Below are 25,886 nucleotides of genomic sequence, written 5' to 3'. Positions count from 1 at the left end.
TACAGCCGCTTCTGTTACATTCGTATTTTAACGCTGATATGAAAAATATACTTGTCCTGGCCATACTTGTGGCCCTGCCGCTGCTCGGCTGTTCACAGGGCGGCGTGCTGAACAAACAACAGTTGCTGCATGATGTTAAGGTACTTGCTGCAGACTCGATGGGCGGCAGGCTCAGCGGCAGCGAAGGCAACCGCATGGCGCAGGACTATATCCAACAACGCTTTAAGGAAATAGGCCTGCAAGCCTACAACAAAGATTATGTACAGCACTTCCGCTTCGAAAACAAGCGGTTGACAGTGGACAAGGCAACCAACCTGGTAGGCTTCATTCCGGGTAAGTCTACTAAAGCCATTGTGATAACGGCACATTACGACCACGTAGGCACCCGCAACGGAGAAGTATACAACGGCGCCGATGACAATGCCTCCGGCGTAGGCGCTTTGCTGGCAGCGGCCACATACTTTAAGCAGCATCAGCCCAAGCACACTATTATTTTTGCAGCCCTGGATGGCGAGGAGCAGGGATTGCAGGGAGCAAAAGCCTTTGTGGCCAACCCGCCGGTGCCGCTGCAAAATATCCTGCTAAACGTGAACATGGACATGCTCAGCATCAACGACAAAGGTGAACTGTATGCCAGCGGCGCTTACAACAATCCGCAGCTGAAGCCCTACCTGGCTCAGATTCAGCCGCGGCCCCACGCCAGGCTTGTTCTGGGCCACGACCGCCCTGAGCAACAGCACGATGACTGGACCAACCAGTCGGACCACTATGCTTTTTTTAAGCAGCATATTCCGTACATGTATTTTGGTGTGGAAGATCACCCGCATTATCACCAGCCATCCGATGAGTACCGCAACATCAACACCAGTTTTTATCCGGATGCCGCTGCATTGGTTATTGATTTTGTGAAGCTGATGGACAGAAACCTGGAGAAGCTGAAATAAAGGTAACACTGCCATAAACCCGAATATTTATACTTTGCCGCACCTGCCGCTTCGCAAAGCCGGCAGGATACTTCATCCATTTGGTGCACCATACGTAGGGAAGAGAACAAAATTATGTATACCTGCCGGAGCTTACATTCGGTACCCAACAATCAAATCCGGCCAAACTATGCACAGGCACATTTACACGTTTTTTATACTTGCTCTTGTTGCCCTGCTGCCATTCACCGCTTCTGCCCAACTGCGCTTTCTGAATAAGGACAGACCGAGCAATGTGCCGGAAAGAGGATTTGTGCTGCAGGTTAGCGGCGGTATGGCCGCCGTTAAAAGCGATATCTGTAAAGGCTGGGGCTGTAATAATTTCGGGCCGCAGGTAAGTATGGGCGTGTTGTATAAGATGTCGCCGTGGTTTGGCGTCAGTGGCAGCATAGGGTATGCACGCCTGGGCGCGCAGGAAAGTAACCCGCGCCATCCCCGCAATATATCTTTCCAGACGGATGTAATAGAAGTTACCGGAAGCGCTGTTTTTAACCTGGCAGACAGCTACCGCGGGAGCGGCAATTACCGATCGTCGCAGAAGCGTTTTATTGTGCCCTACCTGACAGCAGGGCTTGGCTTTATATACTATAATCCTACTTCTTATCCGGGCCAGGGAAAGCTGAATGAAGCACAGACCAAGTATGAGCCGGCCAGGAACTACCCGGCCATAGCAGCAGTTATTCCATTTGGAGGCGGGCTGCGGTTTCGTTTTACAGATGCATTAAGCGTGGCACCGGAGCTGATTTACCATGTAACCTCCTCCGATTACCTCGACAACGATGGCCGGAATTTGGGCCGCAACCTCATCTATAAAGATCACTATGGTGTGGCATCTGTCAAAATTATGTACACGCCCACTGTAGCAAACCGCCTTTTTTCCCGGTAATCAAAATAATACTGCACTTCTTGCCTGCCAGGAGGTTTAACCACTGGTGCAGGCTGCCGTACATGTATGCGGCGGCTAAACAGCCGCAGGAGCAAAACAAATCTGCAACCATGAAAACGGACGAAAAGAAATTGCTGTGGTGGCTGGCTGCCGGCGCAGGGGCATTGATGGCGGCCCGCACCATCAGCCGGACATTACAAGCCTATGATTTTAACGGGAAAGTCGTGCTGATTACGGGCGGTGCGCGTGGTCTAGGCCTGGTGATGGCACGGCAACTGGCAGACGAGGGCGCCCGGTTGGTGCTTTGCTCCCGCAACGAGCGCCAACTGGAAGAGGCGCATCGGGAACTAACCGGCAAAGGAGCCGACGTGCTTGCCCTGAAATGCGATGTAACGAAGGAGCAGGAAGTAAACGACCTGATCGTACAGGTGCAGAACACCTTCGGCCCCATCGATGTGCTTATCAACAGTGCCGGCGTTATTCAGGCTGGGCCAGTTACGGAAATGGCGGTGCAGGAGTACGAGGAAGCAATGAATACACATTTCTGGGGCGCGCTGTACACGATACTGGCGGTGCTGCCGGAGATGAGAGCCAGAGGCGGCCGCATCCTGAACATTGCCTCTGTTGGCGGCAGAATTAGTGTGCCGCACCTGGTGCCTTACAGCGCCAGCAAGTTTGCGTTAGTTGGCCTGTCGGAGGGGCTGCGGGCGGAGCTGAAGCAGTATGGCATTATGGTAACTACTGCTACGCCGGGGCTGATGGTAACCGGCAGTCCGCGCAACGCCATTGCAAAGGGGCATCACAAAGAGGAGTATGCGCTGTTTAAGATAGTAGATTCGAGCCCGCTGACGGCGATGAGCGCGGAGGCATCGGCCCGTAATATGCTGAACGCCCTGCGCCACGGCGATGCCACAGTAACCACCACTTTGCCTGCCAAATTTGGTGTATTGCTGCACGGCGTGGCGCCCGGCCTGACAGCCGATATCATGGGACTGGTGAACAGGATGCTTCCCGGAGAGGGCGGTATCGGAAAAAGCAGGGCCAAAGGGTACGAGAGCGAATCCAGGTTGTCGATGTCGGGTCTGACAGCGCGTACACAGCAGGCAGCCCGGAAAAATAATGAACTTTAGCATCAACCTTAATTTATACTTTCAGGGGCGGAGTTGCCCGGAAACTGATTTAAAAGCTATGGAGATCAAAAAAAGAGAAAAAGCTTACGATGGCTACTTTAAAATATACAAGCTGACGGTAGCGCAGGAAGGACAGACTTTTACCCGTGAGCAGTTTGAAAGAGGCAGCGCCGTTGCCGCCCTCGTATACGATACCAAAACTGAACATTACGTTCTTACCCGGCAGTTTAGAATTGGTTCAGAATCTGAACTGGTGGAGGTGGTGGCCGGTATGATAGATGAAGGCGAACAGCCGGAGCAAAGTATAAAACGCGAGATTGAGGAAGAAATCGGCTATACCGTAGATCACCTGGAGCAACTTTATACGTTCTATTCTTCGCCAGGCGCAGCTACCGAAAAAGTAACGCTATACTATGCTGAAGTATCAGAGCAGCATGCCAAAGGCGGCGGCAACAGCGGGGAGAACGAGCACATCCAGCTAATGAAGTACACTGCCGAAGAACTGGAGCAGCTTCAAACGCCGGATGCCAAAACCATTATCGCGCAGCAGTGGGCGCGGCTGCAGAGAAAGTAGTTGTTATTCGGTACTTGTTTATAGGTAGATAGGTTTAATAAGTATGAAGGACACTACAAGCGGTGGCCTGAGAGAGTAAACCTTGCAATGTTTTATTGGAAGGTTTTTATAGACAGCCATTGTTTCTTGCAGAAGAACAGATAGGGCGATAGATAACCCAGTGCCGAATGCCTCTTTGTGGTTATAGAAAATTTAGGCTACGCCTTATCCAAACAATTGCTTTTCTGTTTCTGCTCTGCCGTATCGAGATTCCTGCAGAAGCAGCCATTAATGACGAAAGTCACCTGCGGGGCTGCGGTGTATCATTTGCCGGCGGCCTGCCCGTGGCCAATTTTGCAGCTGAAATGTAAGCCAGCCACTTGGGTTGGGGAGGCAGCTCGAAAAACAAAATGGCCGCACACCATGAACACGCACAAAGAACAATTAGTACAAAAGTATAACGTACCCGCTCCGCGCTACACCAGTTACCCCACCGTTCCGTTCTGGGACGATGAGAAGCCGGAAGTCAGCCAGTGGCTGCAGGTAGTAAAACGCACTTTTGCCGAGTCGAACGCCACCAAAGGCATCAGTTTATACCTGCACCTGCCGTTTTGCGAAAAGTTGTGCACCTACTGCGGCTGCAACAAGCGTATCACCAAAAACCATGGCGTAGAAGGCGGCTACATCGAGGCCATACTGGCCGAGTGGGGACTATACCTGGCGCAGTTCCCCGAGAAGCCCATCATCCGCGAGTTGCACCTGGGCGGCGGCACGCCCACTTTTTTCAGTCCCGAGAACCTGCGGTTGTTGCTGGAACGCCTCTATGCCGGTGCCGAACTGCATCCTGAAAAGGAGTTCAGCTTTGAAGGCCACCCCAACAATACCACCACCGAGCACCTGCAAACGCTCTATGAGTTGGGCTTCAGAAGGGTAAGCTACGGCATCCAGGACTTCGACCTGCAAGTACAGCTCACCATCAACCGCTTTCAGCCCTACGAAAACGTAAAGCACGTTACGGACGAAGCCCGCCGCATTGGCTACGAATCCGTGAACTTCGACCTGATTTACGGCCTACCCTACCAGACGCTGAAAAGTGTAGGCGAAACCATTGACAAAGTGGCGACGCTGATGCCCGACCGCATTGCCTTTTACTCGTACGCCCACGTGCCCTGGGTGAGTCCCGGCCAGCGCAGCTATACCGAAAAAGACCTGCCCGACAACGTGGAAAAGCGTGCGCTGTATGAGCTGGGCCTGGAAAAATTTAAGGCATTGGGCTACACCGATATCGGCATGGACCACTTTGCCCTGCCACACGATACCCTCTGCAAAGCCCTGCAAAGCAAAGAGCTGCACCGCAACTTTATGGGCTACACCACCTGCCAGACGGACCTGATGATTGGCCTCGGCACGTCCTCCATCAGCGATGCCAAGTATGCCTACATGCAAAACAAGAAGACCGTTGAGTCCTACAAAGAAGTAGTTTTAGAGGGTGAATTGGCCGTACTGAAAGGCCACTTTTTAACAGACGAAGACCTGTTGCTGAAAGAGGCTATTTTAAGCATCGCCTGCAAAGGAGGGCTGCAACTGACCGAAGAATTGCTTCAACTCATTGGTGTAGCCGGGCAAACTGAACTGCAACAAATGGAAGCCGAAGGCCTGATTGCCTGCACTAAAACCTCCCTGCAAGTAACCACTCTGGGCCAAGCCTTTATCCGCAACATCTGCATGGTCTTCGACCAAAAGCTGCAGCACTCCGAAAGAGTAGGGGAACAGGTGTTCAGCAAAGCGATATGATTTTAATAATTAGAAATTAAAAATTAAAAATTAGAAATGGGTATTTGTCTGAATCTTTTCGAGGGCCCCTACCCCAGGATGGGCAGGTAATACTTTAGGTTAACTATACTTTAGTCTTTCGCTGGCGCGGGCTTGCAGCCCGTGTCCTTCGTTTACTACCGCAAGTTTGAGCGCAGCGGTAACTTGTGGTTGCGTATGATGCCAGTTTGTAACTGGCGTAAGTATAGGTACTGATAAGTATGATTGCTGAAGTAAGGTGATGTTTTTAAATACAGACCTAACCTATACTTCACAATCAAGTCTTCTAATCAGCTTTCGCCTCGCCGGCTAGGCCTTACTTTTCTCCTTGATGAGAAAAGTAAGCAAAAGAATCAAGACGATTTTGAACTCGCTGACGCTCAAACAAAAAATCGTCACGTTCTGCACTTGGCTAATGTGTCTGTTGCATAGCTTACAAGAGTAAGTCTAAAGTATAATTCTGTTCATCTTTTAATCTTATAAATCCTGATTCAGATGAATACTTACCCCAGTTACAAACTGGCATCATATGCAACCACAAGTTACCGCTGCGCTCAAACTTGCGGTAGTAAGAGGAAACTTGAAACAGGAACATTATCATATTCTAATCCTCACATCCTGTCCATCCATTAATCCTGAAAATCATGATTCAGACAAATCCTGTAAATCCTGATTCAAAACAGAAAAGGCAGGCTACAACGTAACCTGCCTTTTCGCGCTTTGTATACCTGGTGCAGCGCTGGCACCTCTTAAACTAAACACTTAAACTCTTTCAGTAAACAACTCACTTGTTGCTGTTTGATAGAACAAAGGTATAGCCGCCCATCCCTTTTCCTACTGACGATAATCACCCACAACCATGACCTTCATCATCTTTTAGGCCATCGTGTCAAATTACTTTTGTAGGAGAACTATAAAAGGAAAATTGAGATGGAAGCCGCACTCCAAACCGATATCCAGCATTGCTACCATTGCGGGGACACCTGCAATGAGGGGCCCATTGTGGCGCACGAAAAAGTGTTCTGTTGCGATGGCTGCAAAACCGTGTACGAATTGCTTGAGGAAAACAACCTCTGTACCTACTATACTTTAGAGCAAAACCCCGGCATCACAGGCAAACAGCCGGTGACCGAATCGCGTTTCGCTTACTTAGACGATGCCGGCGTGGAAGCGCAGCTCATCAGTTTCCGCAACGACAGCATCTGCAAGCTCACGTTTTATGTGCCGCAGATGCACTGCAGCTCCTGCATCTGGTTGCTCGAAAACCTGTTCAAACTCAACCCCGGCATCTCGGCTTCTACTGTTAATTTCCTGCGCAAAGAGGTTTCTGTTACTTACCTGCACCAGCAAACCAGCCTGCGCGACGTGGTGCAATTGCTGGCCCGCATCGGCTACGAACCCGCCATCACGCTGGCCGATACCGACGGTAAAAAAGCCACCAAACCCAACCGCGACATCATCTTTAAATTAGGCATTGCCGGATTTTGCTTCGGTAACGTCATGTTGCTGGCCTTCCCCGATTACCTGGCAGGGGCCGGTATCCAGCAAACCTACGGACAGTTCTTTAGTTACCTGAGTTTGTTGCTCTCGCTGCCCGTGCTCGGGTACAGTGCCCGCGGCTTTTTTACGGCAGCCTGGCAGGGCGTGCGCCAGCGCATCATCAACATCGATATGCCGATTTCGCTGGGGCTGGCGGCGCTGTTTATCATGAGCGTGTACCACATTGTTTTCCGCAATGGTGCCGGATACCTCGACTCCTTTACCGGGCTTGTTTTCTTTATGTTGATTGGCAAATACTTTCAGCAAAAGACCTACGATACGCTTTCCTTCGACCGCGATTATACTTCGTATTTTCCGGTTTCCATCACCGTAATCAAGGAGCGGGGCGAGGAGGTATCGGTGGCGGTGCGTAACCTGAAAACGGGCGACCGCATCCGTATCCGCAACCAGGAGCTTGTACCTGCCGATGCCATCCTGTTGCGCGGTCAGGCCATGATTGACTATAGTTTTGTGTCGGGCGAGTCGGAGCCGGTGGAGAAAGTGGTAGGCGAGGTGATTTATGCCGGTGGCCGCCAGGTGGGCGAAAGCATCGAGCTGGAAGTGGTGAAAGAAGTATCGCAGGGCTACCTCACACAGCTCTGGAACAATACCATCTTCTCCAAAAACGAAGCGCAGGGAATCGACACCTACGCCAACGTAGCGGCCAAATGGTTTATACTGGTTACGTTTCTGGTAGCCGCCGGCGCGCTCCTTTACTGGGTGCCCCGCGATACCGACATGGCGATGAAAGCCTTTACCTCGGTGCTCATTATCGCCTGCCCCTGCGCGTTGTCGCTTTCTACACCGTTTGTACATGGAAACACGCTCCGCATTTTCGGCAAGAACAAGTTTTACCTGAAAAACACGGCAGTGGTCGAAACGTTGTCCAAAATTGATACGGTGGTGTTCGACAAAACCGGCACCCTTACAGAGCCGAGTGCGGCAGAGCTGGTCTATACCGGGAAGGCGCTCACGCCTGCCCAACAGCAAAGTATAAAATCGGTGTTGCGCCACTCCACACACCCGCTCAGCCAGCGCATTTTCCAGAGTATGGCAGGGCAGGTGCAGGCGGTGCAACAGTTTCAGGAGTTTGCCGGAAAAGGATTGGTAGGCGAAGTAAGCGGCCAGTTGGTGCGCATCGGTTCGGCAGCTTATGTGGGCGTTCCGGCAGATAAAGATGCGTTGAAAACAACGGTATACGTGTCGCTGGATGGCATGGTGCTGGGCTTTTATACCTTCTACAACGTGTATCGCCCCGGCCTGAAAGCAATTCTGCACGACCTGCGCGACAAGCAACTTTCAGTTCTTTCCGGCGACAACAACCACGAGGCCGCGCGCCTGCGGGAGCTCCTGGGAGAGGAGGCAGAGCTGAATTTCAGCCAGTCGCCGGTGCAGAAGCTGGAGTATGTGCAGCATCTGAAAAGCGAGAACCGCCACGTGCTGATGGTGGGCGACGGCCTGAACGACGCCGGTGCCCTGCGCCAGAGCGATGTGGGCATTGCGCTCACCAACAGTATCACCAACTTCTCGCCGTCCTGCGACGCCATCCTGGATGCCAGTGCTTTCGACAAGTTGAGCCAGTTCATTGGCTTCTCCAAAAAGAGCATGAACATCATCCTGGCCAGTTTCGCCGTGTCGCTGGTGTACAATGTGGTCGGCCTCACCTTTGCCGTGCAGGGACTGTTCTCACCCATCGTATCCGCAATCCTGATGCCCATCAGCTCACTAAGCGTGATTCTGTTCGCCACGCTGGCAGTAAAGTTTTCAGCGAAACGGGCGGGATTATAGCAAATTGTCTGAATCAGGATTTACACGATTTTGAGATTGACAGGATTCAGAATAAGTACGAGCTACAAGCTCGCACCAGCGCTAAAAAGCATAATAGTCTGTATTGTTTAACTTGGAATCCCGCAAATCCTCTAATCCTGTAAATCCTGATTCAGACACTCGCGGGTCCAAGGACACCGCGAGGTCTTCAAGGCTTCCCTTTCTAACTTTTTAACTCTCTAACTTTTAAACTCAAAATGTACATCATCTTTCTTCTTATCGGTTTCAGCGTATCAGTGGCTGCCTGTTTCCTCGGTGCTTTCTTGTGGGCCGTAAAATCCGGTCAGTACGACGACGATTACACCCCCGCCGTGCGCGTGCTTTTCGATAATGAAGTCAGCGGTACGAAACAGCCTGAGCCGAAGAAGTAAGTTACTCTTGCTCACGGAAGTCTGGAGACTTCCATCATACTTCGTCACAAGTCATGCTGCGCTTAAGACTTGCGCCAGGAAGGATAGGATTGTGTCCGCACCAGCGGGATGCTTTATTGATTAATCCTGTCCATCCTATCATCCGGCAAATCCTGATTCTGACATCAATCACCCCGGAACATGACTTCCGTCATCTTTTCAGAAGCGGCACTTGCTCAATTTTGCAGTGTCAGAAAACACAAGCATTACCAATAAACTCATACATCATCTTAATTAATGGAGGACACCGCACATGTCAACTAGTGTAGCAACAGTCTTAGAAAATGCGCCCGACCGGAAAGTGCCCGACCACTCGGTGCACCGGGCAGCCGAGACCTTCTTTTATGACAACAAGATTGTCCGGAATTTTGGAGTAGCCACTATGTTCTGGGGCGTAACCGGTATGCTGATTGGCGTGCTGATTGCCTTCCAGCTGGCGAACCCGGCCGTAAACATGGGCACCGAATACACCACGTTTGGTCGTATCCGCCCCTTGCACACCAACGCCGTTATTTTCGCCTTTGTGGGCAACGCCATTTTTATGGGCGTATACTACTCGCTGCAGCGTCTTTGCAAGGCCCGCATGTTCAGCGACAAACTCAGCAAGATTCACTTCTGGGGCTGGCAGCTGATTATACTTGCCGCCGTAATTACCCTGCCGCTGGGCTTTACCTCTACCAAAGAATACGCCGAGCTGGAGTGGCCGATTGACATTGCCATTACAGTAGTATGGGTAATTTTCGGCTGGAACATGTTTGGCACCATTGCCAAGCGCCGTGAGCGCCACTTGTATGTGGCCATTTGGTTCTACATCGCTACGTTCTTAACAGTAGCCGTACTGCACACAGTAAACTCCTACGAAATTCCGGTTTCCTTCCTGAAAAGCTACTCAGGCTATGCCGGCGTGCAGGATGCACTGGTGCAGTGGTGGTATGGCCATAACGCTGTGGCGTTCTTCCTGACCACGCCGTTCCTGGGCCTGATGTACTACTACCTGCCCAAAGCGGCGAATCGCCCGGTATACTCGTACCGTTTGTCTATCATTCACTTCTGGTCTTTGATATTCATCTACATCTGGGCTGGTCCGCACCACTTGCTGTATACCGCGCTGCCTGACTGGGCACAATCCTTAGGGACGGCTTTCTCGGTGATGTTGCTGGCACCTAGCTGGGGTGGTATGATTAACGGCTTGCTGACACTGCGCGGCGGCTGGGACAAAGTACGCGAGGAGCCTATCCTCAAGTTCATGGTGGTAGCAATTACGGCCTATGGTATGGCTACCTTCGAGGGGCCGCTGTTGTCGCTGAAAAACGTGAACGCCATCGGCCACTTTACCGACTGGATTATTGCACACGTGCACGTGGGAGCGCTGGGCTGGAATGGCTTCCTGACATTTGCCATGCTTTACTGGCTGTTCCCACGCCTGTACAACACACAACTGTTCTCTAAAAAGTTGGCGAATGCGCACTTCTGGCTGGGCACGCTGGGCATCCTGTTCTACGCTATTCCGCTGTACTGGGCCGGCTTTACACAGGGCCTGATGTGGCGTCAGTTCAACGAAGAAGGCATGCTGCAGTACCCGAACTTCCTGGAAACAGTGATGCAGATTATCCCGATGTACTACATGCGTGGCGTGGGTGGTATCCTGTACCTGAGCGGCGTGTTCCTGATGGTGTTTAACCTCTACAAAACAGCAAAGTCTGGTGCCTTGCTATCCAACGAAGCCGCTGTAGCCCCGCCGATGGCAAGTATAGAAGAAGCCGGCAACCGCCACTGGCACAGCTGGATTGAGAAGCGCCCAACGCAAATGGCTATATGGGCAACCGTAGCGATTCTGATTGGCGGCCTGGTAGAGTTCATCCCAACCTTCGTCATCAAATCCAACGTGCCGACCATTGCCAGCGTGAAGCCTTATACTTCGCTGGAACTGCAGGGTCGTGATGTGTACATCAAAGAGGGATGCGTGAGCTGTCATACCCAGATGGTGCGTCCGTTCCGTTCCGAAACCGAGCGCTACGGCGAGTACTCCAAAGCCGGTGAGTTCGTGTACGACCACCCGTTCCTGTGGGGCTCCAAGCGTACTGGTCCGGATTTGCACCGCGTGGGCAGCAAGTACCCTGATTCGTGGCACTACCACCACATGATGGACCCAACCTCCATGTCGCCGGGTTCTATTATGCCGCCATACCCGTGGCTGTTCGAGAAAGACATCGACATGAGCACTACCGAGCCGAAGATGAAAGTGATGCAGAAACTGGGCGTACCGTACAGCGATGCCGACATTGCTAACGGCAACAAGGAATTGCTGGCGCAGGCCAACCAGATTACGGCACAGCTGAACAAAGAAGGCCTGGAGGTAAAACCAGCCCGCGAAATCGTAGCCCTCATCGCCTACCTGCAACGCCTGGGCACGGATATTAAAGTGAAAGAAGAGCAAAAGTAGATTTTAGACACAAGACGTTAGACACAAGACATAAGACAAAAATGGGAGAGAGCCTTACTCAAAAGTCCTGTGTCTTGTGTCCTGCGTCTTACGTCCCAAAACAAAATAGCCATGTATAAGAACGTATTGCAGAACATAGCCGGTATCGATATTTACCCGCTTATTTCGCTCAGCATTTTCTTCCTGTTCTTTATCGGACTGTTGCTGTACGTAACGTTGCTGGATAAAAAACACGTGGAAGCCATGAGCAAGGTGCCGTGTGCCGATGACGAGGAACTGGAGCTAACCAGGGGAGGAAGCAACCGATGAGCCGCTTCAATATGCCAATGAAAAACGGAGTGCTAGCCCTGACGGCCGGCTTGCTCCTGATGGGCACGAACTCCGCGCAGGCGCAGGACGCCGTTGCCGGGAAGGCCGTGTTCGAGGCTAACTGCGCCGTTTGCCACAGCATACAAAACGATGTAGTAGGCCCCGCGCTGAAAGACGTAGACAAGCGCCACGACATCGACTGGATTAAGAAGTTTGTGAAGAACTCGACCGAGGTGATTAAAGGAGGCGACCCGGAAGCTACGGCGCTGTTCGAGAAGTATAGCAAAATTCAGATGCCAAGTTTTGGCGGGCAGCTGCAGGATGCGGATATTGAGAACGTGGTAGCCTACATCAAACAGGAAAGTGCCGCACCCGCTGTGGCAGAAGCTGCACCGGCTGTGCCGGATGCTGCGGCCCCGGCAGTTGAGGCTGCGGCTCCCGCCGAAGTCGCTTTCCTGGATTTGCCGCCCGCCATTTTGCTCACGTTTGCACTGGCAGCCGCCATCCTGTTGCTGATTCTGGTAACGCTCGTTATCCTGTTCCGCCTGTTTGTGCCGATGCTGGGAGATTCTATTTACGATGAGGATTTCCGTACTTCCTTTGCCGGGCGTGTGCTGTTTTTGATGCGCGGTGATGCCACCTTGTTTACAGGCAAAGCCAAAGACGTGATTCACTCTACCCACGATTTCGACGGCATACAGGAGTACGACAACGACCTGCCACCTTGGTGGAAGACCATGTTCTACGTGTCGATTGTATTTGCCATTGGCTACATGCTATACTTCCACGTATTCAACAGCGGCGCTTTGCAGGCAGAAGAGTATGAACAGGAAATGCAGCAAGCCGCCCTGTTCACAGCCAAAGCCAACAACGACCCGAACGCCAAAACCGACTACACCGTGCTAACCGATGCTGCGGCCCTGGAAAATGGTAAGAAAACCTTTATCCAGAACTGCGCCGCCTGCCACGGCCAGAATGCCGAAGGTATGGTTGGTCCGAACCTGACAGACGAGTACTGGCTGCACGGCGGCGACGTAAACGACCTGTTCCACACCATTAAATTCGGTGTGCCGGCCAAAGGCATGGTGGCCTGGCAAGGCAGGCTCGGCAAAACCCAGATACTGGAAGTAGCCAGCTACATTCTAAGCTTGCAAGGCTCTAACCCCGCCAACGCCAAAGAACCACAAGGCGAGAAGGCGAAGTAGAAGTTGAGTTTCATTAAAAGCTGCAGGCATTTAAGTATAAATGCCGGCAGCTTTTATTTTGTCCCTGTGGATGCTAAGCTTAAGGAGAAAGAAGAAGCATTGTTTGCTAGTGCGAGCTTGCAGCTCGTACTTCCGCTTATGTGCCGGCTTTAGGAAGACCCTTACATCATTTGCTGCAGATAAACTACTAGGGGGCGAAGTAGTGCTCTACATGATGTAAAAGGTACGAGCTACAAGCTCGCACCAGCGGTGGGAGGTTTGAAAGTGCTACGCCGGCTTAGACAAACTATAGACTTCAAATTGAAAATCAAAAGAACTCCCATTCCTGACGACAATCACCTCCAGAAATGACCTCCGTCATCTTTAGCCAAGGGCAAAATATAGAATTTTGCAGAAGAAGATTTTGATGCACCGAGGAGAAAGGCAGGTAAAAAGACCTCCTCTATTCAGTCATTCAAAATTCAGTTATTCAAAATTTAAAAAATAGGCAGAAATAAAATCCGCACAACTTATCACTGCCATGGCAACTGCAACAAAAACAAAACCAACCGACGATTTCCGCGAACACATCGCTACGGTAGATGAGTCCGGGAAACGTGTTTGGGTGTATCCCAAAAAGCCGAAAGGTAAATTTTACAACAAACGCAAACTGGTAAGCTATGGCTTGCTGGCTTTTCTGTTTGCCGGACCCTTCATCAAAATAAACGGTTTGCCGCTCCTGATGCTCAACATCATCGAACGCAAATTCGTGATTTTCGGCGTGCTGTTCTGGCCCCAGGATTTCTTTATACTCGTGCTGGCGTTCCTGGCCATCACGGTGTTCGTAATCCTTTTCACGGTCGTATACGGGCGCTTGTTCTGTGGCTGGATTTGTCCGCAGACCATCTTCCTGGAAATGGTTTTCCGCCGCATCGAGTATGCCATTGAGGGCGATTATACCAAACAGAAAGCGCTGGACAAGATGCCTTGGAACACCGAGAAGATTCTGAAAAAAGGCTCCAAGACCGCCATCTTTTTAGCCATCTCCTTCCTGGTGGCCAACACCTTTCTGGCCTATGTGATTGGCATCGATGCGCTGAAGCAAATTATAACCGATAACCCGCTGAACCACCTGGCAGGGCTGGGTGCACTGGCAGCCTTTACAGGTGCCTTTTACTGGGTGTTTGCCTATTTCCGGGAGCAAGTGTGTACCATTGTTTGTCCGTATGGCCGCATGCAGGGCGTGATGCTGGATAAGAAATCGGTTGTGGTAGCCTATGATTATGGTCGTGGTGAGCCGCGGGGCAAGCTGCGCAAAGGGCAGGAACGCACCGAAGGCGATTGCATCGACTGCAACCAATGTGTGCACGTATGCCCCACCGGCATCGACATCCGCAACGGCGCGCAGCAATTAGAGTGTATCAACTGCACCGCCTGCATGGATGCCTGCGACGACATCATGCGCATGATTGGCAAACCCGAAGGCCTCATCCGCTACGCCACCGAAGAAAGTATAGCCGAAGGCAAAAAGTGGAAGCTGTTCACCTCGCGGGTGATGGGCTACAGCGCCGTACTCGTGGTATTGCTGGTGGCGGTTTCGACGCTCCTCTTGCTCCGCGACCGTGCCGAAGCGACCATCCTGCGCACCCCGGGCCAGCTCTATCAGAAAACAGAACAGGGCACCATCAAGAACCTGTACAACATTTCCGTCATCAACAAAACCAACCATAGAATGCCGCTCACGCTGAAGCTGATTGGCAAAAACGGAACCATCCAGGTAATTGGAAATGAGCTGGTGCTGCCGGCGCAGGGCATTGTGGAAGGCGTGTTCTTTGCCGAAATACCCAAGGACCAGCTCGAAGGCATGAACTCGGAAGTAGAGGTCGGTTTATACAATGGCGATGAGCTGATTACCACACAGGATACCAAGTTCCTGGCCCCGCCGAAGTAGGGCGTTTTGGACATAAGACATAGGACACAAGACACAGGACTTTCGGAAGTATAAAGTATGGTTCACGCAAGTCTGGAGACTTGCCCAATTGTAAGTCACAAGTGACGCTGCGCTTAACACTTGCGCCAGTAGAACTTGCATTAGTGAAAATTCCCCTCTTGGGAGGGGTAGGGGGTGGGTTTACATCAGCACATTAAAAAATTATCACATTACCAAAATGGCAACTAATCAAGATAAAAATAAAAGCTTCACCATCTGGCCTTACGCCGTTGTAACCGCCATGCTCCTGTTTATGGGCTATATCGCCTCGTTTGTGTACCGGGCCATGAGCCAGGACGTGGACCTGGTGAGCACCAATTATTATGAACAGGAACTGGCCTACCAGGACCACATGAACACCGTAGGCCGCACCAGAGCGCTGGGCGAGGTGGCAGTCAACTACGATGCGGCAGCGCAAACGATTTTGCTGCAATTGCCCGAAAGTTTTGCAGGTAAAAATATCAGCGGCAAAATTAATTTCTTCCGCCCCTCCGACGACAAGCTGGATTTTGAGCTTCCCCTGCAGCCGGACGCAAATCAAAGACAGTTGCTGAATGCCGGGAAGCTACAGAAAGGCCTCTGGAAAGTACGCCTGAACTATAGCGCAGCGGGTGAAAATTACTACACAGAACAAACGATTATCATAGAATAGCGCCATGATTTGGGCAGGATTCTTATTCGGATTATTAGGCAGTTTCCATTGTGTTGGGATGTGCGGCCCCATCGCGATGGCCTTACCATTTGGCGGGAGCAACGGCTGGCGTTTTTACGTTGGCCGGCTCCTGTACAATGGGGGGCGACTGACCACCTATACTTTGCTGGGTGCATTGGCTGGCGTGTTCGGTAAATCGCTGCAAATGGCGGGGCTGCAACAGGCTATTTCCATCACCTCCGGCATCCTGATATTGCTGTTGCTGGTGTTGCCGGCAAGCTCCAAAGGCAAAGCCGCCAAAGTATTCGGCACCGATAAACTGATGGTGTGGGTGCGCCAGAAGCTGGGCTATTTTTTCCAACAAAACTCTTTAGGAGCCCTGTGTATGGTGGGCCTTTTGAACGGATTGCTGCCCTGCGGCTTCGTGTATATCGCACTTTCGGGGGCAATCAGCGCGCCGGGCGTTACGGGAGCCATGCTCTATATGCTGTTGTTCGGGCTGGGCACTTTTCCGCTGATGTTCCTGGTATCTTTGTCCGGCAAGTTTATCAGCCTGAAGCTGCGCCATACTTTTAACAAGGCCGTACCCTACGTGGGCATGGTGCTGGCGATGCTTTTTATTGTGCGAGGCCTCGGCCTAGGTATCCCGTACATGAGTCCGAAAGTAACGGAAACAGCACAGCACAAAAAGGAAATGACCATGTGCTGCAGCAAGCCCGAATAGCGAACAGCCAAAGGAGCTCCAATCAACCTCACTTCCTTTATGTTATCCATTAAAAGGTAGTTTATACTTCCACAAGCGCTCGCTGCGATTCAGCAAATCTGGGCAGGGGATGATAAATTACCCTTCTATCTTCTTGCAAAAAGATGCGTACGTATACCTTTGCAGCAAAGCATCAAATTTAACTGAATGACCCGGAATATATTTATTGCCACAGCCGAACCTTACAGCGGGAAATCGATTATTGCCCTTGGGCTGGTGGATATGCTCCTGAGCAAAGCCCGCAAAATCGGCTACTTTAAACCCATCGTTAACTTTGCCCCCGAAACGGAAAAGGACCCGCACATCGAAACCGTTATCAACCATTTCGGCCTTTCCATTCCCTACGAAGAGACCTTTGCCTATACCCAACAGGAGGCCCTGCGGCTGATTGAGATGGGCTTGCAGGGTGAAATTATCGATAAAATCATCAGCCAGTTTAAGAAGCTCGAAGAGAGCTATGATTTTACGGTGATAGAAGGCAGCGACTTTCTGGGACAGGGCACAGCCTTCCAGTTCGATGCCAACGTAACGATTGCAAAGAACCTCGGCGCGCCGGTTATCATTGTGGTCTCGGCTGAGGGCGAAACAAGCGAGCAACTCATCAGCTCGGTGCGCACCATCAAGCATAATTTCGAGGTGCGCGATGTGCAGGTATTGGCTGTAATTGCCAACAAGGTGAATCCGGAACAGCTGGAGGAGGTAAACGCCTATTTCGGAAGCCAGCAACAGAGCCAGACCATCTATGCGGCCATTCCCGAAGACCAGAACCTGAAAAGCCCTACTATGCAGGAAGTGCTGGAGGTTTTGGGTGGTAAGCTTCTTTTTGGGCAGCAACAACTCTTTAACCAGGCCGACCACTCCATAATGGGGGCCATGCAGGTACCCAACTTCCTGAACCACATCCGCGAAAATGTGCTCATCGTGACACCCGGCGACCGGGCCGATATCATCCTGAGTGCGCTGCAGGCAAACCTGTCGGTAAACTACCCGAAGGTGGCCGGTCTGGTGCTTACCGGCGGTTTTGAGCCGGAGGAATCGGTGATACGGCTAATGGAAGGATTGCAGACTGTGGTACCGATTATCGCGGTAAAAGGCGGCTCTTTTCATACGGCCACGGTTATCGGCAATATCAAATCCAGGATTACGCCGGAGAATACGCGGAAGATACAGCTGGCTATCGATACCTTTAAAAAGTATGTGAATGTGCAGGCCCTGGAGGAGAAAATTGTTACGTTTACGCCCGAAGGCATTACGCCGCACATGTTCCAGTACCAACTGGTGAAATGGGCCAAGCAAAAGAAACAGCATATTGTGCTGCCGGAGGGCGAAGATGTGCGCATCCTGCGTGCCGCCGTCCGCCTGATACAGCAAGAGATTGTGGACCTGACGCTCCTGGGAGATGCCGACCGCATTGCCGCCCTGGTAAAGCAAAACGACATTAACCTGGACCTGGACCACCTGCGGATCATCAATCCTGTTGCGTCGGAATATTACCAGGAGTATGTAGAAACACTCTATGAACTGCGCAAAAGCAAGAACGTGCAGCTCGAGATGGCCCGCGACCTGATGACGGATGTGTCCTACTTCGGCACCATGATGGTGTACAAGGGCCACGCCGATGGTATGGTGTCGGGAGCGGTGCATACCACGATGCACACCATCCGGCCTGCGCTGCAGTTCATCAAAACAAAGCCGGGCGTATCGGTTGTTTCGTCGGTGTTTTTCATGTGCCTGCCCGACCGGGTATCGGTATTTGGCGATTGTGCCGTGAACCCGAACCCGACGGCAGCGCAGCTGGCGGAGATTGCCATTTCCTCTGCCGAAAGCAGCCAGCGCTTTGGCATCGAGCCGCGTGTTGCTATGCTTTCCTACTCGTCCGGCACATCCGGTGAGGGGGTGGATGTGGAGAAGGTACGCCAGGCCACTGAGATAGTGAAGCAGAAGCGACCTGACCTGAAGGTGGAGGGGCCGATACAGTATGATGCCGCCGTCGACCCAGTGGTGGGCAGGCAAAAGCTGCCACAGTCGGAAGTGGCCGGGCGGGCCAGTGTGCTGATTTTCCCGGACCTGAATACAGGCAACAACACCTACAAAGCAGTGCAGCGCGAAACCGGCGCCCTGGCCATCGGGCCGATGCTGCAGGGCCTCAACAAGCCGGTGAACGACCTGAGCCGCGGCTGCACGGTAGATGATATCTTCAACACCGTGGTGATTACCGCCATCCAGGGCCAGTCCTGACCAGCTGAATTAATTCACGCAGCGGAAGCCGGTACAGGCTTTCGCTGCAATTTCCGTTCTGCCACGGCAGAAGCTAAAATCGACTTAAAACATGAACATACTCGTTGTCAACTCCGGAAGCAGTTCCATCAAGTACCAGTTGTTCCGCATGCCCTCCGAAACACCTGTTTGCAGCGGTTTGGTAGAGCGTATCGGCCTGCCAAAAGCCATCATCACGCACAAAATAGGCACTGGCGAAGACGAAAAGATGATACGGCGCACGCTGGATTTGCCTGACCATGAAGCTGGTTTGCTGGCTGTAAATGAGTTGCTTACTTCCACTGAAATAGGAGTAATCCGCGACCCGCAGGAGATTGAGGTAGTAGGCCATCGGGTGGTGCACGGAGGCGAGGCGTTTGCCGCCACGACTTTTATAACGCCCGAGGTGAAGGCCGAGATAAAGAAGCTCTTTCCTTTGGCGCCGCTGCACAACCCCTCCAACTACCTGGGCATTGAGGTAGCGGAAAGAATCTTTACCAAAGCCCGGCAAATTGCGGTATTCGACACATCCTTTCACCAGACCTTGCCGGAAAAGGCTTTCCGCTATGCTATTCCGAATGCTTTTTATACCGAAGAAGGCATCCGAGTCTATGGTTTCCATGGCATTAGCCACAAGTATGTGGCGGAGCAGGCGGCGTTGTATTTAAATAAGCCCGAGGCAAAGCTAATCACCATTCACCTGGGAAACGGCTGCAGCATGGCGGCTGTTGTTAATGGCCAGTCTATCGATACAAGCATGGGCTTTGGTCCGCTGGCCGGCCTGGTGATGGGCACCCGCTCCGGCGACATCGACCCCTCCATCATCTTCCACCTCATCAACCAGCTGGGCTACACCCCGGAGCAGGTGAGCGCGCTTCTAAACAAGCAAAGCGGCATGCTGGGCCTGACCGGCCACAGCGACATGCGCGACATCAGCCAGGCCATTGCCGAAGGAAGTCAGGAAGCCGCGCTGGCGTATGATATGTATGCCTACCGCATCAAGAAGTACATTGGCGCTTATGCCGCTGCCCTCAACGGCCTCGATGCCATCGTGTTTACGGCAGGTGTAGGCGAAAACGACGCCACTGTGCGGGCAGACGTGTGCCGCGACATGGATTTCCTGGGCATCCAGCTCGATGAGGAGAAAAACAGCACCCGCGCTAAAGGACTGCGGGAGATAAATACCACCAATTCTCCGGTAAAAGTACTCCTCATCCCGACAAACGAAGAGCTGGAGATAGCGCAGCAATGTATGGCTTTGCTGCAGGAAAAATCGCTTCTTTAAATCATCCCATCCTTAAGACTCACAGCCTAAAATAGCATAAAAACAAAAATGCCATTATAAAATCGAAGTATAAAAACAACAGATTGTTGATGTAAGCTTATATAAATCAAGGCCTTACTTGTGCACTTTAAAAGAATGACTTTTATCAGTTTTCGGGCTGATAGAAGTCATTCTTTATTTTAGGCCTGGCTTCTACTTTTATGAAAATGGCAGATGGCGCAGGCGCGCTTTGTCAGTTTATGAAAGCCGGTCCGGCGGCCGCCAATTTGCCGGAAGGAGAGAGGCAGTAAAAAGAGCGTGTTATGCATCATTTTGAAACAGTATCGCAGGCAGTGCAGGGGCTTCAGCAACGGGGCTATGCCATCGATTTTAACCTCCAGGACAATTGCCTGGTGTGCCACACCGACCAGTTCGGGGCAAACGAATTTGAGATAACCGAGTGCTACCGTTTCGAGGGCGACTCCGACCCGGCCGACGAAGCCATTGTGTATGGCGTGGAAGCTTACAACGGCCTGAAAGGCATCCTGGTAAACGGCTATGGCATGTACTCCAGTAGTCTGACATCTGAAATTGCGCAGAAGTTGCGCTTCCATGCAACTGCCTGATTCAGCTAAAAAGCACATGAAAACAGCGCAACACTACCTTTTATACTTGCACAACAGGCAGCTACCCGGCTGGCAGGGGATGGCCGGTGCAGGCCTTTTTTTTATACTCATATTTAAGATAAAGTTGTCCTTTTAAGATTTAATACCGACTTGAAACAGGTTCTTTTAAACAAAACAAATCGCATGAAAGCAATTTCCCACACCCGGACATGGCCTTTGTTACCGCCGCTGCGCCGGGCCTTGTTCGTGGCTTTACTTTGTTTGGCCGCTACCACCGCGGCATCGGCGCAGGCAGATAACGTAACAACCGAAAGCCTGATGAGTATGCCCGGCATCATCATTACCATTACCCTGTTGGTGATACCGCTCGTCGCGGCCCTTTTTCTGGTGGTGGTGAAAGCAAACGCCCTGTTTAAAAACATTCAGGCCCGCAAAGACACCGATGAGGCCACCTGCTTTGCGGCCTACCTCAAAACCCTGAACGAGGAGCAACTGGAGGAACTGAACAAACACCGGGAGCACCGCGAATACCACCTCAGCGGACAGGAACTCTCCGGCCCTTTCTCACCCGAAGATGACAAAGGTTTGCTGAGCGGCATCAACGAGCAAGCCAACATCCGCTTTATAGAGGCCAAGCGCCACGCCCTTAAAAGGCCGGGTATCGACCCGAAACTCAGCCGGCTTATACTTTGGTTTCTGGGCACAGCCACCTTCTGGCTCGTTTTCGGCACTTCGGTGGGCGAGTATGTGGGCATCAAGTTCGTGGCGCCCGATGCCGACCACCTGAGTTGGCTGAGCTTTGGCAGGTTGCGACCGGTACACACCAATGCCGTGTTCTGGGGCTGGTCGTCGCTGGCGATGCTGGGGCTGGGCTACTATGTGGTGCCGCGCGTCAGCAACATTCAAATCCATAGTTTAAAAGCCGGCTGGTGGACGCTCGTCCTCATTAATGCAGCGGTGGTATTCGGTACTATTTCGCTCATGGCGGGTATCAACAATGGCGGCGGTGAGTACCGCGAGTATATCTGGCCGATTCAGCTTTTGTTCGGCATCGGGCTCATCATCACGCTGTTTAACTTTTTAAGAACAGTGGCCCACCGCAAAACCAGAGAAATTTACGTGTCGAACTGGTACATTATTGCGGCCATCATGTTCACGATTGTCATCTCGCTGGTGGCCTATATTCCTTACTGGCAAAACGGCCTCGGCGAAACCGTGGTGCAGGGCTATTATATGCACCAGGGCGTAGGTATGTGGTTTATGCTTTTCACGCTGGGCCTGGTGTACTACTACCTGCCGCAACAGCTCAACAAACCGATTTACTCCTACAGCCTGGGAATACTTGCCTTCTGGTCGCAGATACTGTTTTATACCCTCATCGGTTCGCACCACTTTGTGTTCAGCGCCATTCCGTGGTCGCTGCAAACGGTGGCTATTGTGGGCAGCGCAGGTATGGCCATTCCGGTTATTTCGGGTACCACCAACTTCCTGATGACCTTTAAAGGCTCCTGGCATAAAGTATCGGGCAGTTATACCTTGCCTTTCTTTTTGGTAGGCATCATCTTTTACTTTACCGGTTCTTTGCAGGGCACGGCCGAAGCTTTCCGCAGCACCAACCTTATCTGGCACTTCACCGATTTTACGGTAGCGCACTCGCACCTGACCATGTATGGCATCATCGCTTTCTTTTTGTGGGGCGGCATTTACGCCATCGTGCCCCGCCTCACCGGCCAGGAGCCACCGCTGATTACCGTGGGCATTCACTTCTGGATGGCTTTTGTGGGGATGATGTTTTATACTATTCCGCTGATGCTGGGCGGCACGCTGCGAGGCTTGTTTTGGCTGGAAGGCGGAAAAGCGTTTATCGACAGCGTGGTGCTGATGGCACCTTACTGGCTGTGGCGTGCCATCGGGGGCTCCCTGATGTGGACATCGCACCTGATTTTCGCCTTTAACATGTACCGCATGATAAATCCGCGCAAAACGGTGAACATCAACGATACGGCTATCCGGCAATTAAATGACGGGGAATACGAGTTGGTAGACTTCGCAAACGAAAAATAGCACTGAACTACAGGTTAAAAAAATCTAACAGATGCGCTTTAGCACACAACAGATATGATGGAATTTTTTAATAATCACAAGAAGCTATACTTAACGGCACTGGGCCTGTTCGTGGGCCTTACTATTCTGGTGGCCATTATGCCGGCCATCAACAACCAGAACAACAACAGCCCGCTGCCCAACGCCGAAGCGCTGAGCGAGGAGGCAATACAAGGCAAGGCGGTTTATGTGTCGAATGGCTGCGTGGCCTGCCATACCCAACAGGTACGCAACATCGAGATGGACAAAGTATGGGGCCGGCGGCCAAGTATAGCCGCCGACTATGCCGACAATCACCGCACCGATTTCTGGCGCAACACCGCCACCCTGATGGGCACCGAGCGCACCGGCCCCGACCTGGCCAACGTGGGCAGTCGCCAGCCCAGCGCCGCCTGGAACCTGTTGCACCTCTACCAGCCGCGCGCCGTGGTGGGCCAGTCCATTATGCCGGCTTACCCCTGGCTGTTTGAAGAAAAAGACGAGCTGGAAGAGGGCGATGTAGAGATTACCGTTCCCGACGAGTTCCGCAAAGGCGTGAAAGGCAAAATAGTCGCCACCGAAGATGCCATGCACCTGGTGGCCTATCTGCAGTCCTTAAAACAAGTGGATTTGCCCGAGGCTATGCCGGCACCAGAGTTCCTTTATAAGCGGCAGCCTAAAAACATAGCGGATGCAGCTGCAGGCGGAGGTGAAGACATGGGGCTGGATGGCGCGGCCCTCTATGCCGCCAACTGCCAGAGCTGCCACCAGGCCAACGGCGAAGGCCTGAAAGGTGCTTTCCCGCCGCTAAAAGGCAGCCCCGTGGTTACAGACGACAATCCTGAATTGCTGATAAACATTGTTATGAACGGCTATGACCCACGTCCGGAATACGCTACCATGCCGGCGGTGGGCGCCAACAGCAACCTGTCGGCCGCCGAGGTAGCTGCCATCATCAACCACGAGCGTACCAGCTGGGGAAATAACGCCCGCAAAGTACCGGTAGCCGAAGTGCAGAAAATTATAGATATGTTGAAGCAAACAGCTAAAAAGTAGGAAGTATAAAACGTCGCATGCCAAACCAGGGAGGGGTTAACCTGTCGGGCCTGATTACAGCCACGCCGTACGAAGGGCGGCAACTGGCTATAAAACTTGCCCGCAAACTTATTAGCGGCAATCAGCCTGATAAGGAGCTCAGGGAGCAACTGACACAGGGATGCGCTTTTAACCCAAGCCATGCCGCCGCCGCGTCGGGAAACGCCACCTATTGTAAAACATGTGCCCGGAATATGTTTCAGGAAATTGCGAAAGCTAACAATTACTGGAGAAAAAAGTAACGTGACACCAACACGAAGTATAAACGATAGAACCATGCAAAATCAGGAAGAAGATTACGTACCCAGTTTGCTCACCGCCACACCTTTTGAAGGACGGCAGCTTGCCATTAAACTGGCCCGCAAGTCTGTTGGTGCCATCCAGCCCGACCCCGATATCCGTAAACAGTTGCGGGCTGCCTACGCTACTGACACAGCCCAGCTGATTGCCTCCGCTCAGGTGATAGCCCTGGAGTTTCAGACCATCGCGCAGGCCAACAATTACTGGCGCACTAAAGAGTAAGCGGCTGATGAAAGCTTCTGCAAACATAGTACCCACCCCTACCCCTCCCAAGAGGGGAATTGAAATTACTCCTTCAGGAATTCCCCTCTTGGGAGGGGTAGGTTTACTTTCCAGCGGAAGAATTTATACTTAACCAAAACCAAAACACATGAAAATTTTCCTTTTAACTATAACCGCAACTTTACTAAGCGTGGTGGCTTTTGCCTGCCCGGTATGCGAAAAGCAACAGCCTAAAGTGCTGCAGGGCATCAGCCATGGCGTGGGCCCGCAAAGCAACTGGGATTATGCCATCGTATGGGCTACGGTAGCAATTGTGTTGCTCTGCCTGTTTTTTAGTATCAAGTGGCTGGCCAAACCCGGCGAAAAAGCCAATAACCATATCAAAAGAACGGTCTTAGATTTCTGATAAAAATGGAAGATAAAAGCTCTGTCGTAATATTTATTGATGATAACCAGCAACCGGTTGGTACGTTTAAAGCGCCCATCAATTTTGAGCTGGATACCCGCAAACTAATAGACGGCGAACACGTGCTGCGCATTGTCAGCAAAGACCCCTCCGGGAGAGAGGGCATCCGTAAGATACCGTTTGTGGTACGCAACGGCCCCGATATTACCGTGGAAGGCATCAAAGAAAACGAAGTAGTGGACGGTGTGCTGCCCCTGATGGTGAGCGCCTACGGCAAAGGCGACCAGAAAGTATTTTTAATTGAAGGCAGCGAAACGCCCCGCAGCATTCCCGGCTGGGTATGGATTTTGCACATCGTATTCGGCGGCTGGGCCCTCTATTATTTAATTACACAATTTACCATGACCCCATGACAGCAAAACACGATATAACCGGACTCGACGACATAAAGGTGCTGGTAGACGAATTTTATACGCTGGTGCGTAACGACGAATTGCTCGCGCCTATCTTTCTGTTCCGCCTGAATACCTACTGGAAGCCGCACCTGGAAAAGATGTATACCTTCTGGAACGCCGCCCTTTTCGGTGTGAAAGGCTACACCGGCAACCCCTTTGCCAAACACGCCACCATGCCTGTAGATGGCGAGCACTTCCAGCGCTGGCTTTCGCTCTTCAACACTACCGTGGATACTTATTTTGAAGGCCCCATGGCCGAAGACGCCAAGAAGCGCGCACTGATTATGGCCACCAACTTCAACCGCCGCATCGATGGCCTGAAAGGAACAGACAAAGTAACGCTGGTCTGAACAGGAAGCGGGACTGAGGGGACAACAGCTTATACCCTAGCTTCAGGGAAGTATGGACAAATACGTTAAGAGAGAAAATTTACGCGCGACTGATATGGAAGTGAAAGAGATATACGGCAACGGTGCTTATAAAGTACTGGAACTTACACTGGCAGGCGGCGAAACCATGCCGCGCCATTTTGTTACATCCGATGCCTTTATCGTCACGGAAAAAGGACAGGCGGAGGTGGTTTTCCAGGACAGGAGCGCTACACTACTACCCGGTGAAACGCTGCATATTCCCGTCAGGGAGGTCCATAGCGTAACGGCTTCGGAGGATTTTAAAGCCATTGTTATCTTTTAATTGCCG

General features: G+C 51.9%; 24 protein-coding genes. All 24 read left to right on the top strand.

Annotated features, from left to right (window positions below; genetic code table 11):
• The first annotated feature begins 38 nt into the window (after nucleotides 1-38).
• The 24 genes from I2I11_RS12735 (at nucleotide 39) to I2I11_RS12620 (ending at nucleotide 25,880) form a co-directional block, all read left to right on the top strand.
• Nucleotides 39-944 (top strand): M28 family peptidase, encoded by a 906-nt coding sequence (locus I2I11_RS12735; protein ID WP_196268102.1) that lies wholly within the window; start codon nucleotides 39-41, stop codon nucleotides 942-944.
• Nucleotides 945-1,113: 169 nt separating this feature from the next.
• Complete coding sequence (locus tag I2I11_RS12730) at nucleotides 1,114-1,869, top strand: outer membrane beta-barrel protein (RefSeq protein WP_196268101.1); 756 nt, start codon at nucleotides 1,114-1,116, stop codon at nucleotides 1,867-1,869.
• Nucleotides 1,870-1,979: 110 nt separating this feature from the next.
• Complete coding sequence (locus I2I11_RS12725) at nucleotides 1,980-2,999, top strand: SDR family NAD(P)-dependent oxidoreductase (RefSeq protein ID WP_196268100.1); 1,020 nt, start codon at nucleotides 1,980-1,982, stop codon at nucleotides 2,997-2,999.
• A gap of 58 nt (nucleotides 3,000-3,057) precedes the next feature.
• The gene (locus tag I2I11_RS12720; RefSeq protein WP_196268099.1) at nucleotides 3,058-3,573 is read left to right on the top strand and encodes an NUDIX domain-containing protein; all 516 of its coding nucleotides are present in this window, start codon (nucleotides 3,058-3,060) and stop codon (nucleotides 3,571-3,573) included.
• A 402-nt stretch (nucleotides 3,574-3,975) separates the two neighbouring features.
• On the top strand, nucleotides 3,976-5,346 hold the full coding sequence (gene hemN, locus I2I11_RS12715; protein WP_196268098.1) for an oxygen-independent coproporphyrinogen III oxidase: 1,371 nt from the start codon (nucleotides 3,976-3,978) through the stop codon (nucleotides 5,344-5,346).
• 948 nt (nucleotides 5,347-6,294) lie between these two features.
• Nucleotides 6,295-8,691 (top strand): heavy metal translocating P-type ATPase, encoded by a 2,397-nt coding sequence (locus I2I11_RS12710; protein WP_196268097.1) that lies wholly within the window; start codon nucleotides 6,295-6,297, stop codon nucleotides 8,689-8,691.
• A 236-nt stretch (nucleotides 8,692-8,927) separates the two neighbouring features.
• Nucleotides 8,928-9,101, top strand: coding sequence for a cbb3-type cytochrome oxidase assembly protein CcoS (ccoS, locus tag I2I11_RS12705; protein ID WP_196268096.1), 174 nt, complete (start codon nucleotides 8,928-8,930; stop codon nucleotides 9,099-9,101).
• A 292-nt stretch (nucleotides 9,102-9,393) separates the two neighbouring features.
• A complete protein-coding gene (gene ccoN, locus I2I11_RS12700) occupies nucleotides 9,394-11,583 on the top strand; it encodes a cytochrome-c oxidase, cbb3-type subunit I (RefSeq protein ID WP_196268095.1) in 2,190 nt (729 codons plus the stop codon).
• A gap of 111 nt (nucleotides 11,584-11,694) precedes the next feature.
• On the top strand, nucleotides 11,695-11,892 hold the full coding sequence (locus tag I2I11_RS12695; RefSeq protein WP_196268094.1) for a hypothetical protein: 198 nt from the start codon (nucleotides 11,695-11,697) through the stop codon (nucleotides 11,890-11,892).
• Nucleotides 11,893-11,909: 17 nt separating this feature from the next.
• Nucleotides 11,910-13,097: a c-type cytochrome gene (locus I2I11_RS12690; RefSeq protein WP_230680248.1), complete on the top strand. Its 1,188-nt coding sequence runs from the start codon at nucleotides 11,910-11,912 to the stop codon at nucleotides 13,095-13,097.
• A 520-nt stretch (nucleotides 13,098-13,617) separates the two neighbouring features.
• On the top strand, nucleotides 13,618-15,027 hold the full coding sequence (gene ccoG / locus I2I11_RS12685; protein WP_196268092.1) for a cytochrome c oxidase accessory protein CcoG: 1,410 nt from the start codon (nucleotides 13,618-13,620) through the stop codon (nucleotides 15,025-15,027).
• A 217-nt stretch (nucleotides 15,028-15,244) separates the two neighbouring features.
• Nucleotides 15,245-15,718, top strand: coding sequence for a FixH family protein (locus tag I2I11_RS12680; protein ID WP_196268091.1), 474 nt, complete (start codon nucleotides 15,245-15,247; stop codon nucleotides 15,716-15,718).
• Between the two features lie 4 nt (nucleotides 15,719-15,722).
• Nucleotides 15,723-16,442, top strand: a complete 720-nt coding sequence (locus I2I11_RS12675; protein WP_196268090.1) for a sulfite exporter TauE/SafE family protein — start codon at nucleotides 15,723-15,725, stop codon at nucleotides 16,440-16,442.
• A gap of 186 nt (nucleotides 16,443-16,628) precedes the next feature.
• A complete protein-coding gene (gene pta / locus I2I11_RS12670; RefSeq protein ID WP_196268089.1) occupies nucleotides 16,629-18,719 on the top strand; it encodes a phosphate acetyltransferase in 2,091 nt (696 codons plus the stop codon).
• A 91-nt stretch (nucleotides 18,720-18,810) separates the two neighbouring features.
• Entirely contained in the window at nucleotides 18,811-20,022 is a 1,212-nt protein-coding gene (locus tag I2I11_RS12665; RefSeq protein ID WP_196268088.1) for an acetate/propionate family kinase, read from the top strand.
• A gap of 302 nt (nucleotides 20,023-20,324) precedes the next feature.
• A complete protein-coding gene (locus I2I11_RS12660; RefSeq protein ID WP_196268087.1) occupies nucleotides 20,325-20,627 on the top strand; it encodes a hypothetical protein in 303 nt (100 codons plus the stop codon).
• A 183-nt stretch (nucleotides 20,628-20,810) separates the two neighbouring features.
• Nucleotides 20,811-22,691 (top strand): cbb3-type cytochrome c oxidase subunit I, encoded by a 1,881-nt coding sequence (locus I2I11_RS12655; protein WP_230680242.1) that lies wholly within the window; start codon nucleotides 20,811-20,813, stop codon nucleotides 22,689-22,691.
• A gap of 54 nt (nucleotides 22,692-22,745) precedes the next feature.
• Nucleotides 22,746-23,765 carry a cbb3-type cytochrome c oxidase subunit II gene (locus I2I11_RS12650; RefSeq protein ID WP_230680239.1) on the top strand — a complete coding sequence of 340 codons (1,020 nt, stop codon included), beginning with the start codon at nucleotides 22,746-22,748 and terminating at the stop codon, nucleotides 23,763-23,765.
• Between the two features lie 17 nt (nucleotides 23,766-23,782).
• The gene (locus I2I11_RS12645; protein WP_196268086.1) at nucleotides 23,783-24,046 is read left to right on the top strand and encodes a hexameric tyrosine-coordinated heme protein; all 264 of its coding nucleotides are present in this window, start codon (nucleotides 23,783-23,785) and stop codon (nucleotides 24,044-24,046) included.
• Between the two features lie 34 nt (nucleotides 24,047-24,080).
• Nucleotides 24,081-24,326 carry a hexameric tyrosine-coordinated heme protein gene (locus I2I11_RS12640; RefSeq protein WP_196268085.1) on the top strand — a complete coding sequence of 82 codons (246 nt, stop codon included), beginning with the start codon at nucleotides 24,081-24,083 and terminating at the stop codon, nucleotides 24,324-24,326.
• 148 nt (nucleotides 24,327-24,474) lie between these two features.
• Nucleotides 24,475-24,732, top strand: coding sequence for a hypothetical protein (locus I2I11_RS12635; RefSeq protein ID WP_196268084.1), 258 nt, complete (start codon nucleotides 24,475-24,477; stop codon nucleotides 24,730-24,732).
• A gap of 5 nt (nucleotides 24,733-24,737) precedes the next feature.
• A complete protein-coding gene (locus tag I2I11_RS12630; protein ID WP_196268083.1) occupies nucleotides 24,738-25,145 on the top strand; it encodes a cytochrome C in 408 nt (135 codons plus the stop codon).
• Complete coding sequence (locus I2I11_RS12625; RefSeq protein ID WP_196268082.1) at nucleotides 25,142-25,537, top strand: group III truncated hemoglobin; 396 nt, start codon at nucleotides 25,142-25,144, stop codon at nucleotides 25,535-25,537. Before I2I11_RS12630 ends, I2I11_RS12625 begins: the two co-directional genes overlap by 4 nt.
• A 52-nt stretch (nucleotides 25,538-25,589) precedes the next feature.
• Nucleotides 25,590-25,880, top strand: coding sequence for a cupin domain-containing protein (locus I2I11_RS12620; RefSeq protein ID WP_230680236.1), 291 nt, complete (start codon nucleotides 25,590-25,592; stop codon nucleotides 25,878-25,880).
• The last annotated feature ends 6 nt before the right edge of the window (nucleotides 25,881-25,886 follow it).

This window comes from Pontibacter rufus (assembly GCF_015694705.1).
In the GTDB taxonomy this organism is placed as follows: Bacteria; Bacteroidota; Bacteroidia; order Cytophagales; family Hymenobacteraceae; genus Pontibacter; species Pontibacter rufus.
This window is presented reverse-complemented; position numbering and strand designations above follow the sequence as displayed.